General features: G+C 47.7%; 9 protein-coding genes, 17 tRNA genes and 3 rRNA genes. 26 read left to right on the plus strand and 3 right to left on the minus strand.

Annotated elements, in window-relative coordinates:
• Window positions 1–70: 70 nt before the first annotated feature.
• A complete protein-coding gene (locus V6668_RS01620; RefSeq protein ID WP_338707554.1) occupies window positions 71–805 on the plus strand; it encodes a class I SAM-dependent methyltransferase in 735 nt (244 codons plus the stop codon).
• Window positions 806–863: 58 nt separating this feature from the next.
• Here the strand turns inward: V6668_RS01620 and V6668_RS01625 are convergent, their stop codons facing one another.
• Window positions 864–1,508: a GntR family transcriptional regulator gene (locus V6668_RS01625; RefSeq protein WP_338707555.1), complete on the minus strand. Its 645-nt coding sequence runs from the start codon at window positions 1,506–1,508 to the stop codon at window positions 864–866.
• Window positions 1,509–1,830: 322 nt separating this feature from the next.
• On the opposite strand from V6668_RS01625, the gene V6668_RS01630 reads away from it, so the two are divergent.
• The 25 genes from V6668_RS01630 to V6668_RS01750 all read left to right on the plus strand — a co-directional run bounded on the left by V6668_RS01630 (window position 1,831) and on the right by V6668_RS01750 (window position 13,692).
• Window positions 1,831–2,652, plus strand: coding sequence for a transporter substrate-binding domain-containing protein (locus V6668_RS01630; RefSeq protein WP_338707556.1), 822 nt, complete (start codon window positions 1,831–1,833; stop codon window positions 2,650–2,652).
• Window positions 2,653–2,675: 23 nt separating this feature from the next.
• The gene (locus tag V6668_RS01635) at window positions 2,676–3,332 is read left to right on the plus strand and encodes an amino acid ABC transporter permease (protein WP_338707557.1); all 657 of its coding nucleotides are present in this window, start codon (window positions 2,676–2,678) and stop codon (window positions 3,330–3,332) included.
• A gap of 141 nt (window positions 3,333–3,473) precedes the next feature.
• Window positions 3,474–4,694: an ornithine--oxo-acid transaminase gene (locus V6668_RS01640; protein WP_338707558.1), complete on the plus strand. Its 1,221-nt coding sequence runs from the start codon at window positions 3,474–3,476 to the stop codon at window positions 4,692–4,694.
• Window positions 4,684–5,646 carry an arginase gene (rocF, locus tag V6668_RS01645; protein WP_338707560.1) on the plus strand — a complete coding sequence of 321 codons (963 nt, stop codon included), beginning with the start codon at window positions 4,684–4,686 and terminating at the stop codon, window positions 5,644–5,646. Before V6668_RS01640 ends, rocF begins: the two co-directional genes overlap by 11 nt.
• 616 nt (window positions 5,647–6,262) lie before the next feature.
• A 16S ribosomal RNA gene (locus V6668_RS01650) occupies window positions 6,263–7,815 on the plus strand.
• Between the two features lie 311 nt (window positions 7,816–8,126).
• Window positions 8,127–11,052, plus strand: a 23S ribosomal RNA gene (locus V6668_RS01655).
• 78 nt (window positions 11,053–11,130) lie between these two features.
• Window positions 11,131–11,247 (plus strand): 5S ribosomal RNA (gene rrf, locus V6668_RS01660).
• Together the 16S, 23S and 5S rRNA genes with 17 tRNA genes alongside form the textbook arrangement of a ribosomal RNA operon.
• Window positions 11,248–11,306: 59 nt before the next feature.
• Window positions 11,307–11,380: transfer RNA gene (locus V6668_RS01665), tRNA-Ile, on the plus strand.
• Between the two features lie 33 nt (window positions 11,381–11,413).
• Window positions 11,414–11,489, plus strand: a tRNA-Ala gene (locus V6668_RS01670).
• 1 nt (window position 11,490) lies between these two features.
• Window positions 11,491–11,566: transfer RNA gene (locus V6668_RS01675), tRNA-Asn, on the plus strand.
• Between the two features lie 3 nt (window positions 11,567–11,569).
• Window positions 11,570–11,661 (plus strand) — tRNA-Ser (locus tag V6668_RS01680).
• A gap of 15 nt (window positions 11,662–11,676) precedes the next feature.
• Window positions 11,677–11,748, plus strand: a tRNA-Glu gene (locus V6668_RS01685).
• A gap of 6 nt (window positions 11,749–11,754) precedes the next feature.
• Window positions 11,755–11,830, plus strand: a tRNA-Val gene (locus V6668_RS01690).
• A gap of 16 nt (window positions 11,831–11,846) precedes the next feature.
• Window positions 11,847–11,920 (plus strand) — tRNA-Met (locus V6668_RS01695).
• Between the two features lie 26 nt (window positions 11,921–11,946).
• Window positions 11,947–12,024, plus strand: a tRNA-Asp gene (locus V6668_RS01700).
• A 23-nt stretch (window positions 12,025–12,047) separates the two neighbouring features.
• Window positions 12,048–12,123, plus strand: a tRNA-Thr gene (locus V6668_RS01705).
• A 97-nt stretch (window positions 12,124–12,220) separates the two neighbouring features.
• Window positions 12,221–12,296, plus strand: a tRNA-His gene (locus V6668_RS01710).
• 11 nt (window positions 12,297–12,307) lie between these two features.
• Window positions 12,308–12,382 (plus strand) — tRNA-Gln (locus V6668_RS01715).
• Window positions 12,383–12,391: 9 nt separating this feature from the next.
• Window positions 12,392–12,467 (plus strand) — tRNA-Lys (locus tag V6668_RS01720).
• A gap of 9 nt (window positions 12,468–12,476) precedes the next feature.
• Window positions 12,477–12,563 (plus strand) — tRNA-Leu (locus V6668_RS01725).
• Between the two features lie 8 nt (window positions 12,564–12,571).
• A tRNA-Gly gene (locus V6668_RS01730) sits at window positions 12,572–12,646 on the plus strand.
• 6 nt (window positions 12,647–12,652) lie between these two features.
• A tRNA-Arg gene (locus V6668_RS01735) sits at window positions 12,653–12,729 on the plus strand.
• 16 nt (window positions 12,730–12,745) lie between these two features.
• A tRNA-Pro gene (locus V6668_RS01740) sits at window positions 12,746–12,819 on the plus strand.
• Between the two features lie 12 nt (window positions 12,820–12,831).
• A tRNA-Gly gene (locus tag V6668_RS01745) sits at window positions 12,832–12,902 on the plus strand.
• Window positions 12,903–13,086: 184 nt separating this feature from the next.
• Window positions 13,087–13,692 (plus strand): short chain dehydrogenase, encoded by a 606-nt coding sequence (locus V6668_RS01750; protein WP_338707561.1) that lies wholly within the window; start codon window positions 13,087–13,089, stop codon window positions 13,690–13,692.
• 223 nt (window positions 13,693–13,915) lie between these two features.
• Here the strand turns inward: V6668_RS01750 and V6668_RS01755 are convergent, their stop codons facing one another.
• On the minus strand, window positions 13,916–14,965 hold the full coding sequence (locus tag V6668_RS01755) for an ABC transporter substrate-binding protein (protein WP_338707562.1): 1,050 nt from the start codon (window positions 14,963–14,965) through the stop codon (window positions 13,916–13,918).
• Between the two features lie 94 nt (window positions 14,966–15,059).
• Window positions 15,060–16,742, minus strand: coding sequence for an AraC family transcriptional regulator (locus tag V6668_RS01760; RefSeq protein ID WP_338707563.1), 1,683 nt, complete (start codon window positions 16,740–16,742; stop codon window positions 15,060–15,062).
• Window positions 16,743–17,055 lie beyond the last annotated feature (313 nt).

Raw genomic sequence — 17,055 nt, forward strand, 5'->3', positions numbered from 1 at the left:
AAAATCGAATGGGGAGGAGCCGTTTTTGAATCTGCTCCATACACTGGGAGAAGTGAGGAGGGGATGTCGCGTGGATTATCATGACATGCTGGCTCGGTTAGGGGAGGGAAGTGCCCATCCTGGAGGATTTTTAGCAACACTGAAGTTGCTGGATAGCTTATCTCTGCCTGTGAGTAATCATATTCTTGAGATAGGGTGCGGCACTGGGAGGACTGCGTGTTACTTGGCTAAAGGCGGATATCGGGTAACGGCGATTGATCTTCATCGCAATATGCTGGATAAGGCAGTTCGGCGAGCGAGACGAGAACGGGTGGATGTTCGATTTGTTCAGGCGGATGTAACATCGTTACCTTTTCCGGAAAATCATTTTGATGTGGTATTTGTGGAGTCGGTCACGATCTTCACCCCATGGCGGAGTGCACTTGCTGAGTATAGAAGAGTGTTGAAGCCTGGTGGACTTTTGGTGGATCGGGAGATGGTTCTATCAGGCCAGAAGACCGAATTGATGTGTCGCAGGTTAAAGCAATTTTACGGTATACGAACCCTTGTAACGGCCACAGCATGGAGAAAACGCCTCAAGCAGTGTGGTTTCACCAAGGTAGAGGTCAAAGAACATTCGCGATCCATGGCAAAATGGGGCGTTGATCATGACCCACATCGCGAGATCGATATGAATTGGTTTGAGGATGAACGTATGCAGCGTATGAGTCTTACCAATGATCGTTTGCTCGCGAAATACGGCAAAAAGTTGGGATATGCTGTTTTTGCGGCTAGGGCACCGTTGGAGGTCAAAAACGAAAAATAGGAAAAAGACAACTCACACAATCGTGTGGGTTGCCTTTGGTTTGTTCTGACAGAACGTACTACAGCATATCGTTGTCGATAATCCGCCAGTGATGTTTGAGCAGGGCTTCCAGTTGGTTCTTATCCTTGGCTCGAAAAGCACTTAAAATTTGCCGGTGCTCCTCATTAACTTCGAGCAGTACCTCAGATAGCTTTGGTTTATTATCACTAACATACGACTGCCGGATGAAACTGTTCTTCAATGTGTTTAACATCTCAATGACTGTGGCGTTACCACATCGCTGAATGTACAGATTATGGAACTGATATTGGTTTTTGTTGTAGGCAGCAAGACCAAGCTGGCTGATATCTTCGTCCATTCGAACAACCAGAGTTTCCATCTCCATAAGTTCTGATGGTCTGAGATGGTCTGCTGCAAGTGTGGCAGCGAGTGCCTCCAGCACACCGATCGCTTGGGAGAATTCCAGTTTTTTGCCTGCATCAAAAGGAGTGACAATAAATCCCCTGCGCGGGATGTATTGCAGCAGATTGTCTGAAGCCAGCTGGAAAAGCGCCTCCCGAGTAGGCGTGCGACTGATGTCCAGCTTTTTGCATATTTCTGCCTCGTTGATCTTCTGGTTGGGAAGCAAGGTTCCGTCCTGGATCTTCTGGGCAATGTAATCGTATACGTGATCTTTCAAGGACCGGTATTTGGGTACCTCCATACCGAATCCTCCTTTCTATGTATAGTGAATAAATAGATGGGTGTGAGGCCGTACTGTACGCGCCGTTCAGGAGTTTCAAGTTTTTATCATCTTAACACCGAGGGGGAAGTTGGGCAAGCAAACTTCATGTTTCAGCCGATGTAAATGCCATGTTATAAATAGCACATTTTATGGAATTAAAGCGTATAAATGTTTAAATAATGATTGTGATAAACCAGAATGTTTGTTAGTATTACTTACATATAAGTCCATATATTGTCTTATGTATATTGTATACAAACCATTATGTTACTCATTCAAAAAAAGAATAGGGGTATGATGTGTGAAAAAAGTGCTTTTGCCAATGATGCTGTTGTTAGTGGTTGTATTCATGTCCGCATGTGGGCAGGAAAAAACGACAGAGACCGGATCAGACGCTACTTCGTCTTCGGGCAGTAGCTCTGCGGAAAAGGAAGTCATTGTACTTGGAACCAGTGCGGACTATGCACCCTATGAATTTCATAAGAAAATCGATGGTAAAGATACCATTGTAGGTTTTGACATCGAGATTGCCAAAGCAATTGCGGCTGATCTGGGAGCCGAGCTGAAGATTGAGGACATGGACTTTGATGGCCTTCTTATGGCCCTTGGTACAGATAAGGTTGATTTTGTGATATCAGGCTTAACCCCTACCGAAGAACGAAAGAAGAATGTTGATTTTACGGATATCTACTATTATGCAGAGCAGGCTGTACTTGTTAGAGAAGGGGAAGATACCGCATTAAAGTCCATAGATGATCTATCAGGCAAACAGGTTGGCGTGCAAAAGAGTTCCATTCAGGAAGGGATTGCTCAGGAAATAGAGGGAGCAAAGCTCACTTCTCTGGCCAAAATACCTGAGCTGATTCTGGAGTTGCAGACGGGGCGTGTAGACGCACTCATCTTGGAGAAGCCGGTGGCTGAACAGTATGTGAAGAACCAAGAGGGGCTTGTTGTTGCAGGTGTGGAGGTTGAACAGGCTGAAGACGAGGGTGGTTCGGCCATCGCGGTGAAGAAAGGTAATCAGAAGCTGCTGGATCAGATCAACACTACATTGGAAAAGCTCAAAACAAACGGAGATATTGAACGGTTCGTCGTTGAAGCGAATGAGATGCTCGGCGAATAAACCGGACGAGTGAGGGATATGCCGTGAATTTAGATTTTTCCTTTCTATTAGAACATTGGCAGGATTATGCACGAAGTGCGTGGGTCACGCTTGAACTTTCCTTCTTCGGCGTATTGTTTGGTACGTTGCTGGGTGTAATCATGGCGCTAATGCGAATATCCCGAATATGGCCAATTAAATTTGTGGCATCGACGTATATCGAACTCATTCGGGGAACGCCAATGCTCGTACAGATTCTTATTATTCATTATGGTCTGACGGTTGTAGGTGTGAACTTGCCGGCATTTATGTCGGGGGTGGTAGCTCTGACGATGAATAGCTCGGCTTATATGGCGGAGGTGTTCAGGGCCGGGATTCAAGCGATTGATAAAGGACAGACTGAAGCTTCGCGCTCCCTTGGTATGACAAATGGTATGACACTTCGTTATATTATACTGCCGCAGGCTTTTCGTAACATGCTTCCAGCCATCGGTAATGAATTCATTATTATCATTAAAGATTCTTCGCTTGTCTCCATGATCGGCATAGCCGAGATTATATACACGGCCAGGACGATTCAGGGTGTTACGTTCCAGCCGCTTGCTCCGCTGCTTGTTGCCGCCGGCCTCTATTTTATAATCACATTTACACTGGCTAATTTACTCTCTTGGTTGGAACGTAGACTTTCTACTTCTCGCTAACTATGGATAAAGGATTGGATTCGAGAAAGGCATGGGGTAGGCTGGAGTGGAAAAAGAGAGATGTAGTCGTAAATGGCGATGGCATCGCATACATTGTTATTGTATTTTGTATACAATATTTTGGAAAGGTGTTGGGTGTGTATGTCAGATTCCAAAATGTTAATTGATTGGTCGGAGCGTTATGCTGCACCTAATTATCATCCGCTCCCTATTGTTATTGAACAGGCGGAAGGGGTATGGGTGGAAGACCCTGAAGGCCGCCGTTATATGGATATGTTAAGTGCATACTCTGCATTGAATCATGGTCATAGACATCCTGTGATCATACAGGCGCTCAAGGATCAGGCAGATCAGGTTACGCTGACATCACGGGCATTCCACAGCAGCTCAGCTTCTGTTTTTTATCAGAAACTCTCACAATTCACGGGGAAATCGAAGATTCTCGCCATGAATACAGGAGCGGAAGCGGTAGAGACTGCGGTGAAGGCGGTACGTAGATGGGCTTATCGTTGCAAAGGTGTACCGGAAAATCAAGCCGAGATTATCGTATGCTCTGGTAACTTTCACGGAAGAACTCTGACAGTTACGTCCTTTTCTTCTTCAGCGGAGTATAAAAAGGATTTTGGACCGTTCACACCTGGATTCCGGATTATTCCCTATGGAGATATAGAAGCGCTGAAAAAGGCCATTACGCCAAATACGGCTGGTTTTCTTATAGAGCCTATTCAGGGCGAAGCTGGAATCGTTATCCCGCCTGATGGATATTTGGCAGAAGCTTTTGCTCTGTGTAAGCGCCAGCAGGTGTTGACTGTATCTGATGAGATCCAGACCGGATTTGGCAGAACAGGTCGCCGTTTTGCCTCCGACTGGGAAGGGGTTGAACCAGACATCTGGGTTATGGGCAAAGCGCTGGGGGGAGGAGTCATGCCCATCTCGGCTATCGCTGCTGATGCGCAGATACTTGATTTGTTTGAGCCGGGGTCTCATGGTTCTACGTTTGGGGGTAACCCACTCGCTTGCGCCGTGGCTATAGCAGCTCTGAAAGTTCTTGAAGATGAGAAGCTTGCCGAGCGATCGGAGCGTCTGGGAAACTATTTTATGAAAAGACTTCGAGATATTCGCAGTTCAGCCATACGGGATATTCGGGGGAAAGGCTTATTTATTGGTGTTGATCTGCATGAACCAGCCCGCCCTTATTGTGAGCGTTTGATGTCTGTTGGACTGCTGTGTAAAGAAACACATGAGACAACCATTCGATTTGCCCCACCACTGACGATTAAAGAGTCCGAGATTGACTGGGCACTGGAGAGAATTGAGCAGGTATTGATCACCAATGAGGGAGCTGACCTACATGAAAAATGATGATGTCCATGGTGGAATAAAAGATACTTCTATTGATACAAGTCAAACATCTGTGCAACGTAATATTGCTATCATTAAGGTTCCTTTTGGACTCGGTGGAGCAAGAGGTGGAGCAGAGTTGGGGCCAGATGAATTGATTACAGCTGGACTGAAGCGGGAGATTGCGAGTCTTGGGCTAGTGCTTTCCAAAGAAGTGCGGGTAGATTGTCCTTCTGAACCTGCTGCCCCTATTGAGCGGAATCGTGTAAAACACTTAAATGAGGTACGTCAGGTCAGTGAGAAGGTGTGTAGTGAAGTATCAGGCGCAGTAGAGGAGGGGGCTTTCCCACTTGTGCTTGGGGGAGATCATAGTGTAGCGATTGGTACTTTTGCCGGGCTAACAGCGCACTATTCGAATTTGGGTGTGATCTGGTTTGATGCGCATGCAGACTTGAATACGGAAGAACGCAGCTTGTCCGGTAATATGCATGGGATGAGTGTGGCTGCATCCTTGGGGCATACTGCATTCAATCTGTCGCACATTGCTGGAGCGGGCGCGTTTATTGATCCGTCCAACTTAGTCTATATTGGTCTGCGTGATCTGGATGAGTATGAGAAAGAGCAGATTAAGGGACTGGGAATCCGAGCATTTACGATGCATGATATTGACCGTATGGGAATAAAGCAAGTTATTGAGGAAGCAATAGCTACAGCGGGAAAAGGGACAGATGGTATTCATGTCAGCTTCGACATGGATTGTCTGGATCCGCGGGAAGCTCCGGGTGTGGGCACCCCAGTACCTGGTGGTCTGAATTACCGAGAGGCACATTATGCATTGGAGATACTTGCTTCCACAAATCAAGTTACGTCGATGGAACTGGTTGAGGTGAATCCGTTGTTTGATCACAATAGACATACGGCAAGGCTTGGTGTGGAACTGATCGCTTCCTTACTTGGTAAGCGCATATTGTAAGCACTGAGAAGTGAAGTGGAGTATGTAGGCTGTGCCTAAGGAATATACTTTCTTATCTATTATAGAAGGAAAGAAAACTGAGATCTCCGAAAACTAGGGCTAGTCACAATCAATTGTTCACTGCAATCGCAGTGGAAGTGGCTTCCCTGGTTATGTTTAATGGATATGTATATTAGAAGCGCCGTAATAAGGATGCTGAGAGTGATTTCTATAATACAGGAGCGTCAGATTACATATTGTGCTGATGATGTGGATTGATTATCATTTTTGAAAAAAGACTTGCAATTGAAATCTGTACATGATATATTCTAATTCCGGCCAAGAAAACACGGTTTACACGGTGCGACAAGCGAATGAAATAAGCTTCGAAAGAAACTTAAAAAAAGAGCTTGCAAAGTTGGTTCGGACATGATATTATATAAGAGTTGCTGAAGAGAACAACATTCAGTAACGAAACGAGTTTGATCTTTGAAAACTGAACAACGAGTGAGTAAACATTCTGCTTGCAGAATGAACGCGAAAGTTTGAGACAAGCCTTGGCTTGGATCGACTGGAGCACAAATGAGATTTTTAATCTCGTCAGATTCAAAATGAGCTTATCGCTCTTTTCAATACTTTATTGGAGAGTTTGATCCTGGCTCAGGACGAACGCTGGCGGCATGCCTAATACATGCAAGTCGAGCGGACTTGAAGAGAAGCTTGCTTCTCGGATGGTTAGCGGCGGACGGGTGAGTAACACGTAGGCAACCTGCCCTCAAGTTTGGGACAACTACCGGAAACGGTAGCTAATACCGAATAGTTGTTTTCTTCGCCTGAAGGAAATTGGAAAGACGGAGCAATCTGTCACTTGGGGATGGGCCTGCGGCGCATTAGCTAGTTGGTGAGGTAACGGCTCACCAAGGCGACGATGCGTAGCCGACCTGAGAGGGTGATCGGCCACACTGGGACTGAGACACGGCCCAGACTCCTACGGGAGGCAGCAGTAGGGAATCTTCCGCAATGGGCGAAAGCCTGACGGAGCAATGCCGCGTGAGTGATGAAGGTTTTCGGATCGTAAAGCTCTGTTGCCAGGGAAGAACGCTTGGGAGAGTAACTGCTCTCAAGGTGACGGTACCTGAGAAGAAAGCCCCGGCTAACTACGTGCCAGCAGCCGCGGTAATACGTAGGGGGCAAGCGTTGTCCGGAATTATTGGGCGTAAAGCGCGCGCAGGCGGTCATTTAAGTCTGGTGTTTAATCCCGGGGCTCAACCCCGGATCGCACTGGAAACTGGGTGACTTGAGTGCAGAAGAGGAGAGTGGAATTCCACGTGTAGCGGTGAAATGCGTAGATATGTGGAGGAACACCAGTGGCGAAGGCGACTCTCTGGGCTGTAACTGACGCTGAGGCGCGAAAGCGTGGGGAGCAAACAGGATTAGATACCCTGGTAGTCCACGCCGTAAACGATGAGTGCTAGGTGTTAGGGGTTTCGATACCCTTGGTGCCGAAGTTAACACATTAAGCACTCCGCCTGGGGAGTACGGTCGCAAGACTGAAACTCAAAGGAATTGACGGGGACCCGCACAAGCAGTGGAGTATGTGGTTTAATTCGAAGCAACGCGAAGAACCTTACCAGGTCTTGACATCTGAATGACCGGTGCAGAGATGTACCTTTTCTTCGGAACATTCAAGACAGGTGGTGCATGGTTGTCGTCAGCTCGTGTCGTGAGATGTTGGGTTAAGTCCCGCAACGAGCGCAACCCTTATATTTAGTTGCCAGCACTTCGGGTGGGCACTCTAGATAGACTGCCGGTGACAAACCGGAGGAAGGTGGGGATGACGTCAAATCATCATGCCCCTTATGACCTGGGCTACACACGTACTACAATGGCCGGTACAACGGGCTGCGAAATCGCGAGATGGAGCCAATCCCAACAAAGCCGGTCTCAGTTCGGATTGCAGGCTGCAACTCGCCTGCATGAAGTCGGAATTGCTAGTAATCGCGGATCAGCATGCCGCGGTGAATACGTTCCCGGGTCTTGTACACACCGCCCGTCACACCACGAGAGTTTATAACACCCGAAGTCGGTGGGGTAACCGCAAGGAGCCAGCCGCCGAAGGTGGGATAGATGATTGGGGTGAAGTCGTAACAAGGTAGCCGTATCGGAAGGTGCGGCTGGATCACCTCCTTTCTATGGAGAATCGTTTCCTGCAACGGAAACATTCAAATACGCAGCTTAGCTGCAAAACACTCACTCGTTGTTCGGTTTTGAGAGCTCAAACTCTCAAACAGCTTGCTTTTGCATGGAGCTTGTTCTTTGAAAACTAGATATCGAAACGAAACAAACGCGAATTAGAACATTCCTTTTTAGCTGAACTTGTGTTAAACAAGTTTCAATAAAAACGGTAGTCAAATTGCTTTTGTGAGGGTATCGGGTGAGAGCGACTTTTGGCTTTGCGCAAGCAAAACAAGGGAAGCGAGCGACCGAAACCGGAACAAAATGGTTAAGCTACTAAGAGCACACGGAGGATGCCTAGGCGCTAGGAGCCGATGAAGGACGTGGCGAACAACGAAACTGCCTCGGGGAGCTGTAAGCAAGCTTTGATCCGGGGGTGTCCGAATGGGGAAACCCAGCTGGGGTAATTTCCAGTTACTCATAACTGAATACATAGGTTATGCAGAGGCATACCAGGGGAACTGAAACATCTAAGTACCCTGAGGAAGAGAAAACAATAGTGATTCCGTCAGTAGCGGCGAGCGAACGCGGAGAAGCCCAAACCAAAGAGCTTGCTCTTTGGGGTTGTGGGACGTCTCACATGGAGTTACAAAGGAACCGGTTAAGCGAAGAGGTCTGGAAAGGCCCGCCAAAGAAGGTAAAAGCCCTGTAGTTGAAAGTCTGTTCCCTCCGAGACGGATCCCGAGTAGTGCGGGGCACGTGAAACCCCGTATGAATCCGGCAGGACCATCTGCCAAGGCTAAATACTTCCTAGCGACCGATAGTGAAGCAGTACCGTGAGGGAAAGGTGAAAAGCACCCCGGAAGGGGAGTGAAATAGAACCTGAAACCGTGTGCTTACAAAAAGTCAGAGCCCGTTTTAGGGGTGATGGCGTGCCTTTTGTAGAATGAACCGGCGAGTTACGTTCCCGTGCAAGGTTAAGGTGAAGAGCCGGAGCCGCAGCGAAAGCGAGTCTGAATAGGGCGAATGAGTACGTGGACGTAGACCCGAAACCGGGTGATCTACCCCTGTCCAGGGTGAAGGTGCGGTAACACGCACTGGAGGCCCGAACCCACGCATGTTGAAAAATGCGGGGATGAGGTGGGGGTAGCGGAGAAATTCCAATCGAACTCGGAGATAGCTGGTTCTCCCCGAAATAGCTTTAGGGCTAGCCTCGGAAAACAGAGTCGTGGAGGTAGAGCACTGATTGGGTGCGGGGCCCGCAAGGGTTACCAAGCTCAGTCAAACTCCGAATGCCATAGACTTACTTCCGGGAGTCAGACAGTGAGTGCTAAGATCCATTGTCAAAAGGGAAACAGCCCAGACCATCAGCTAAGGTCCCCAAGTGTGTGTTAAGTGGGAAAGGATGTGGAGTTGCACAGACAACCAGGATGTTGGCTTAGAAGCAGCCATCATTGAAAGAGTGCGTAATAGCTCACTGGTCGAGTGACTCTGCGCCGAAAATGTAACGGGGCTAAACACACCACCGAAGCTATGGCTTGATGCTTTGCATCAGGGGTAGGGGAGCGTTGTATAAGGGTTGAAGGTGTACCGTAAGGAGCGCTGGACATTATACAAGTGAGAATGCCGGTATGAGTAACGAAAAGATCAGTGAGAATCTGATCCGCCGAAAGCCTAAGGGTTCCTGAGGAAGGCTCGTCCGCTCAGGGTAAGTCGGGACCTAAGGCGAGGCCGAAAGGCGTAGTCGAAGGACAACAGGTCGAAATTCCTGTACCACCGTAAGCCGTTATGAGCAATGGGGGGACGCAGTAGGGTAGTGACGCGGACTGATGGATGTCCGTCTAAGCAGTAAGGCTGATGTGTAGGCAAATCCGCACATTGTAAGGCTGAGCTGTGATGGGGAGCGAAAATTGTAGTAGCGAAGGTCATGATCTCACACTGCCAAGAAAAGCCTCTAGCCAGGTGAAGGTGCCCGTACCGCAAACCGACACAGGTAGGCGAGAAGAGTATTCTAAGGCGCGCGGAAGAACTCTCGTTAAGGAACTCGGCAAAATGACCCCGTAACTTCGGGAGAAGGGGTGCCCCGGTAGTGTGAATAGCACGAGGGGGCCGCAGTGAAAAGGCCCAAGCGACTGTTTAGCAAAAACACAGGTCTGTGCGAAGCCGTAAGGCGAAGTATACGGGCTGACGCCTGCCCGGTGCTGGAAGGTTAAGGGGAGTGGTTAGGAGCAATCCGAAGCTGTGAACCGAAGCCCCAGTAAACGGCGGCCGTAACTATAACGGTCCTAAGGTAGCGAAATTCCTTGTCAGGTAAATTCTGACCCGCACGAATGGCGTAACGACTTGGGCGCTGTCTCAACGAGAGATCCGGTGAAATTTTAATACCTGTGAAGATGCAGGTTACCCGCGACAAGACGGAAAGACCCCATGGAGCTTTACTGCAGCTTGATATTGAATTTGGGTACGATCTGTACAGGATAGGTGGGAGCCTTTGAAACGTGAGCGCCAGCTTGCGTGGAGGCAACGTTGGGATACCACCCTGATCGTATCTAGGTTCTAACCTGGTACCGTAATCCGGTGCGGGGACAGTGTCAGGTGGGCAGTTTGACTGGGGCGGTCGCCTCCTAAAGAGTAACGGAGGCGCCCAAAGGTTCCCTCAGAATGGTTGGAAATCATTCGAAGAGTGCAAAGGCATAAGGGAGCTTGACTGCGAGACCTACAAGTCGAGCAGGGACGAAAGTCGGGCTTAGTGATCCGGTGGTACCGCATGGAAGGGCCATCGCTCAACGGATAAAAGCTACCCTGGGGATAACAGGCTTATCTCCCCCAAGAGTCCACATCGACGGGGAGGTTTGGCACCTCGATGTCGGCTCATCGCATCCTGGGGCTGAAGTAGGTCCCAAGGGTTGGGCTGTTCGCCCATTAAAGCGGTACGCGAGCTGGGTTCAGAACGTCGTGAGACAGTTCGGTCCCTATCTGTCGTGGGCGTAGGAAATTTGAGAGGAGCTGTCCTTAGTACGAGAGGACCGGGATGGACGTACCGCTGGTGTACCAGTTGTTCCGCCAGGAGCACCGCTGGGTAGCTATGTACGGACGGGATAAACGCTGAAAGCATCTAAGCGTGAAGCCCCCCTCAAGATGAGATTTCCCAGTATGTAAGACCCCTTGAAGACGACGAGGTAGATAGGCTGGGGGTGGAAGTGCAGCAATGCATGGAGCTGACCAGTACTAATCGGTCGAGGGCTTATCCAATAGCAAGTGATAATTCGCATGTTTCGTTTCGAATCTAGTTTTCAGAGAATGATCTCTGAATGTAAGCTAAGCTATGCGTTTGGTGGCGATGGCGGAGGGGTTCCACACGTACCCATCCCGAACACGACCGTTAAGCCCTCTAGCGCCGATGGTACTTGGACCGCAGGGTCCTGGGAGAGTAGGACGCCGCCAAGCGATTTCCCTTTGGGGTATTTTTTTTGCCCCCCTTGCTAAGGAATAAGGGATATATATTAGGGCCCTTAGCTCAGTTGGTTAGAGCGCACCTCTGATAAGGGTGAGGCCGGTGGTTCGAGTCCACCAGGGCCCATAGCAAGACCACAACAAGAAATACACAGTGTATGGGGCCATAGCTCAGCTGGGAGAGCGCCTGCCTTGCAAGCAGGAGGTCAGCGGTTCGATCCCGCTTGGCTCCACCATTCCCTGATAGCTCAGTTGGTAGAGCACTCGACTGTTAATCGAGTTGTCACAGGTTCGAGCCCTGTTCGGGGAGCCATATGGAGAGGTGTCCGAGCTGGCCGAAGGAGCACGATTGGAAATCGTGTAGGCGTCACAAGCGTCTCGAGGGTTCGAATCCCTCTCTCTCCGCCAGATATTTTTTAGCAAGGCCCGTTGGTCAAGGGGTTAAGACACCTCCCTTTCACGGAGGTAACAGGGGTTCGAATCCCCTACGGGTCATAATATGGAGGCTTAGCTCAGCTGGGAGAGCATCTGCCTTACAAGCAGAGGGTCGGGGGTTCGATCCCCTCAGCCTCCACCATATAACTTTATAACGACGCGGGGTGGAGCAGCCCGGTAGCTCGTCGGGCTCATAACCCGAAGGCCGCAGGTTCAAATCCTGCCCCCGCAATTATACTTTCCTTGAGAAAGTGATCTGGAACCGTGGTGTAGTTGGCCTAACATGCCTGCCTGTCACGCAGGAGATCGCGGGTTCGAATCCCGTCGGTTCCGCCATTTTTTAATTAAATATACACCGTGCCGGTGTAGCTCAACTGGTAGAGCAACTGACTTGTAATCAGTAGGTTGGGGGTTCAAGTCCTCTCGCCGGCACCATTTTTAGTATTTACATCTGAATTTGTGATAGAATGTATATTACAAGTGAAATTGTTAATACTAAGATTCTCTTAGTGGATGAATGGCTTACTCTATGGCGGTCGTGGCGAAGTGGTTAACGCACCGGTTTGTGGATCCGGCATTCGGGGGTTCAATTCCCCTCGATCGCCCCATGATTTTTTAATGGGGATTAGCCAAGCGGTAAGGCAACGGACTTTGACTCCGTCATGCATAGGTTCAAATCCTATATCCCCAGCCATTTCATTACGAGTCATTAGCTCAGTTGGTAGAGCACCTGACTTTTAATCAGGGTGTCGAAGGTTCGAGCCCTTCATGACTCACCATTATATTTTGCGGTCGTGGCGGAATTGGCAGACGCGCACGGTTCAGGTCCGTGTGGGCTAACCCCCGTGGAGGTTCGAGTCCTCTCGACCGCACCATATGTTTTGCGGAAGTGGCTCAGCGGTAGAGCATCGCCTTGCCAAGGCGAGGGTCGCGGGTTCGATTCCCGTCTTCCGCTCCAATATTTGCGCCCTTAGCTCAGCTGGATAGAGCGTTTGACTACGAATCAAAAGGCCGGGAGTTCGAATCTCTCAGGGCGCGCCATTATTCTCATAAGTATCGGGATGTAGCTCAGCTTGGTAGAGCACCTGGTTTGGGACCAGGGGGTCGCATGTTCAAATCGTGTCATCCCGATTTTTTTTATTTGCGGGTGTAGTTCAATGGTAGAACTTTAGCCTTCCAAGCTAATAGCGTGGGTTCGATTCCCATCACCCGCTTCCGAGTAACATATAGAAGAGCCTTTGCTTATAGTAAAGGCTTTTTTTGTGTTAAAAAGAATAAGTGTAATTTATTTAAAATAGGGTCAATTGTCATTTGATTAAGGATGGAATCTTTGTTTAAATAAATAGAACAATTCGTATCTGATTAACCGTATTTATTTATAAAGGAGGACAAACAGTAATGAAAAGAGCTCTGGTCATTGGTGGAAACGGAACATTAGGTAAAGCCGTTGTTGCGAAACTGAGAGATTATTCCGTTGAGGTTATTACAGCAGGTAGACAATCCGGGGATGTTCAGGTGGATATGACGTCGACAGAGAGTATTACTATCCTCTTCGAAACGGTGAGAAATATTGATTACGTCATTGTGGCGGCGGGCCAGACCCATTATGCGAAACTGGAAGAATTGACACCTGAGAACAATATGATTAGTGTGCAGGGTAAACTGCTTGGACAGGTCAATATCGTATTGATTGGACAGCACTATATTAACGACAAGGGAAGTTTCACGCTGGTCAGTGGCATTATACAAGACCACCCTATTGAGAAAGGCGCATCAAGTGCTATGGTCAATGGGGCTATTGATTCGTTTGCCAAAGCGGCAGCGTATGAGTTGCCAAGAGGTATTCGTTTGAACTCAGTTAGTCCTAATCTGTTTGTAGAGTCGGCGGAGAAATATAAGGATTTCTTTATTGGATTTAATCCTGTACCTGTAGAGAAAGTGGCTAATACGTTTATCCAGAGTGCGCTTGGGATTGAAACAGCCCAAAATTTCAAAATATATTAAAAGCCGGACAGTTATATATGATTTGATGATTACCTATCCCTAATTAATTGCAGGATGAGAAAGGTGTACATGAAATACATTTAGCTGTTAAGCATGTAGAATGATTTTTCATAAAACAGGACTGAATGAGGCCATTTGGAATATTAAATATAAAGGAGATCCACCGAAAATCCGGTGAATCTCCTTTTGTTTGCTGTGGATGAAACAGACGGTATGTTTACTATTATGGAGCAGGTAGTCCAAGAACTTCGAGCATTTCATTACGTTTGAGCGATTCGGCAATAGGGCCGTCAATGAGCCATTTCTTAGCATTGAGGACATAGACATGACCATTTTGAACAGCGGGTAGGCTTTTCCATACTTGGAGTTGCTGGATTTCATTGAGTTCATCTTTTGTTTTTTGCAACGCTTCAGCTGACCCATCTGAGCTAATGGACACGATAAACAGATAGTCTGCTTTGATTTCAGGCAAAAGTTCTACCGAGATACTGGCATTCATCCGATCCGGGTTCTCTGCCTCAAGTTTGGTAACGAGAGCGTCGGGAGTGAATCCAACCTCATAACCCGCTCCTACATAACTGGAAGCTGGAAATGGCGTGGATGGAATGGAAGAGAAGAACAAACGCATATCCTTCTCTTCCAGGCGCAGGAATGCAGCTGTAGGTTTGGTCTTGGTGATATCGGCTGCGAGCTTCTGAGCTTCAGTTACTTGGTCTTTATTTTTTTGTAAAAGCTGTTCAGCCTGCTCTTCAATATCTAGTGCAGTAGCTACCTGCACGATAGATTCCTGCCAATTACGGCGATCATAAGTGATCGTAGGCGCGATCTTCTCGAGTTGTTCGAGAATTTTGGCATCCAAACTGGCATTGGCAATAATGAGGTCCGGATTGGCGCTGACTACAGCTTCAAAATTGACACTTTCATTGATGGGTTCGACATCCACGCCTTGAGCTTCAAGTTGCTCATTCAGATAATCTTGCCGGCCAATAGGTGTAGCAAGTACCAGTGGTACCTCCAAGGAGAGGAGAATATCCTCCATATTAATGGACACAATCCGTTCAGGATGTGCCGGGATTTCTTTGCTGCCACTGGCGCTCTCCACGGTCTTAGTAGCTGATTCAGTGGATGAGTCCCCATCTGTCCCCGCAGCTGATTTTACGCCATCTGCAGATGGCTGCGAAGTGCTTGCAGGTGTCTGTCCACACGCAACAAGTAACATCGCGAGTATGAACAGGATCCCCGTTATTTTGACATATTGCTGTTTGTACATCATAATCCCCCTGTGTTTCTAATGATATTGATTCTCAGTACACTTTATATTGTAGCGGTCTCATGTTGGGGGAGACATAGCCTTCTGTGCTATCCGGTCATGGATTAATGTGCTGAGTTCCACCAAAAAGTTTCAGGGTTTCATCGATGATCTGATCATGAGCATATGGTGAATAATCCAACCACGGCATTTCATCTAGCAGATATACATGTTGGTTCTGCACAGGCATCAAATCTTGCCATTGCTGAGTATGTTGTAGTTTATGCCAACGTTGCTGGGATTCTGAGTCCTGGTCCACAATCAGTAACATGCGATCTCCAACCATTTGAGGCAACTCCTGTTCATCCAATGCACGATAGACTTGCCCTGGAAGCAGATCATGTGAAGGCGCCACGCCCAGGTCGTTATATAGAACAGCGCCCCCATTGCGTCGCCCGTAGATTAACAGATGACCCATCATGATATGAATAATGGAGACCGTATCCTTACCGATTAAATGAGTAAGCTGCTCTTTGGCTTGGATTACCTTGTCATCGTACTGCTCCAACCATTGCTGAGCATCTTGTTGCTGTCCCACAATGGAGGCAACTTGTATGAAGTGTTCCCGCCAGCTCAATCCTTTCCATGGGATAACGATGGTAGGCGCAATTCGCTGTAGCGTTCTTTTTAACGTATGGGCTTCGTACTCATTACAGAGTATGAGGTCAGGGCTCGCTTGCATCAACAACTCAACGTTGGTTTGCCAGATATGAGGATTCATTCGTTTGCTACGCCCCAGATGATAAGGGATATTGGAGAAAAAAAGATTCCTGTGTTGATCCCGTCGGTTATCGATCAATGCCGCATGGGGGATGATCTGTAATGCCAGCAGATGGCCAGTGGTTCCGAAGGAGAGAGCCGCAATTTTGCTGCGTTTCTGCCGCTGATAGGTGGAGGGAGACACGCCAACATATTTTTTGAATTTGCGACTAAAGTAAAACTCGTCCTGAAAACCAACCTGTGAGGCGATATGTTTGATGGTTTGGCCGGGGACGAGCAGCATCTCTTTGGCCCGGTCCATGCGGATGCTATTCACGTATTCCATGGGACTGATGCCAGTGCGGTTTTTGAATACCCGCGAATAGTGCCACACACTCATGCCTGCCACTCCGGCAAGAACTTCACGAGAAAGATGCTCAGCATATCCAAGCTCAATAAGTTCAAGCGTTTGATCCAAAGCAGAGGTATGTTCGGAATCTCCTATTGCACTTTCTTTGGGAGGAGCATACACATGGGTCAACAATTCATGCATCAAAGTCTGAATGCGAAATGGACGATTTTCTTGAGGTACAGAGATACACTCATGGAGCTGTGAAGCAATTTTGGTACATTCCTGAAAAAGTTCATGCGGTAACTCATCGGCATAAGACGAACGAAGTAACCCTTTTTGGTAAATCTCCCTTACAGTAGAGCCGGAAGTAGCTTTATTGATATCGGAGAGAGGCTTCAACATATCAAAATATATCGCGATGCCCTGTAAAGGATGAACCTCATCCGTTGTATATTCTATCGCTGTTCCTGGCAGGATCAGATACATCTTGCCGAGTGTGGCATGATTCAGCCTGTGCCCAATACGAATATCGGCTTCACCACCAGTACAGATGAGCAGAAGATGTGAGTCCGTTAATACGAATGGGGGAAGAAAAGACGCTTGATCTAGAACTTCGGATGTCTTGAATCTTGCATATAGGTCACGGGTATGGTCACCGTTAGATATCAGTGGAAAGACTTGCAAAGTCACCAGAATCCCTCCTTAACTTGCGATAGTAATATTACATATGATGTATTTGAGAATAATTATCAATTATCGCATATTGTCATTCAAATAAGAAGTCCATATGATAATATGAAAATGAAATAGCGAATTCTGATCATTGAACCGCGTAACTTTCCACTATAACTTGAATTGAAATAGGTTACCGAGTTGGAAAATAGCCATTACATAGTTACTATCATGCAAACCGTTGAGAAAATAATTAGTGAAAATCTTAACTGATGTTAATCGTAGAATTACTTAAATAACAGATCATTTAATTCACTACGCAAAAAAAGAC

Source organism: Paenibacillus amylolyticus, from assembly GCF_036894225.1.
Taxonomy (GTDB): domain Bacteria; phylum Bacillota; class Bacilli; order Paenibacillales; family Paenibacillaceae; genus Paenibacillus; species Paenibacillus amylolyticus.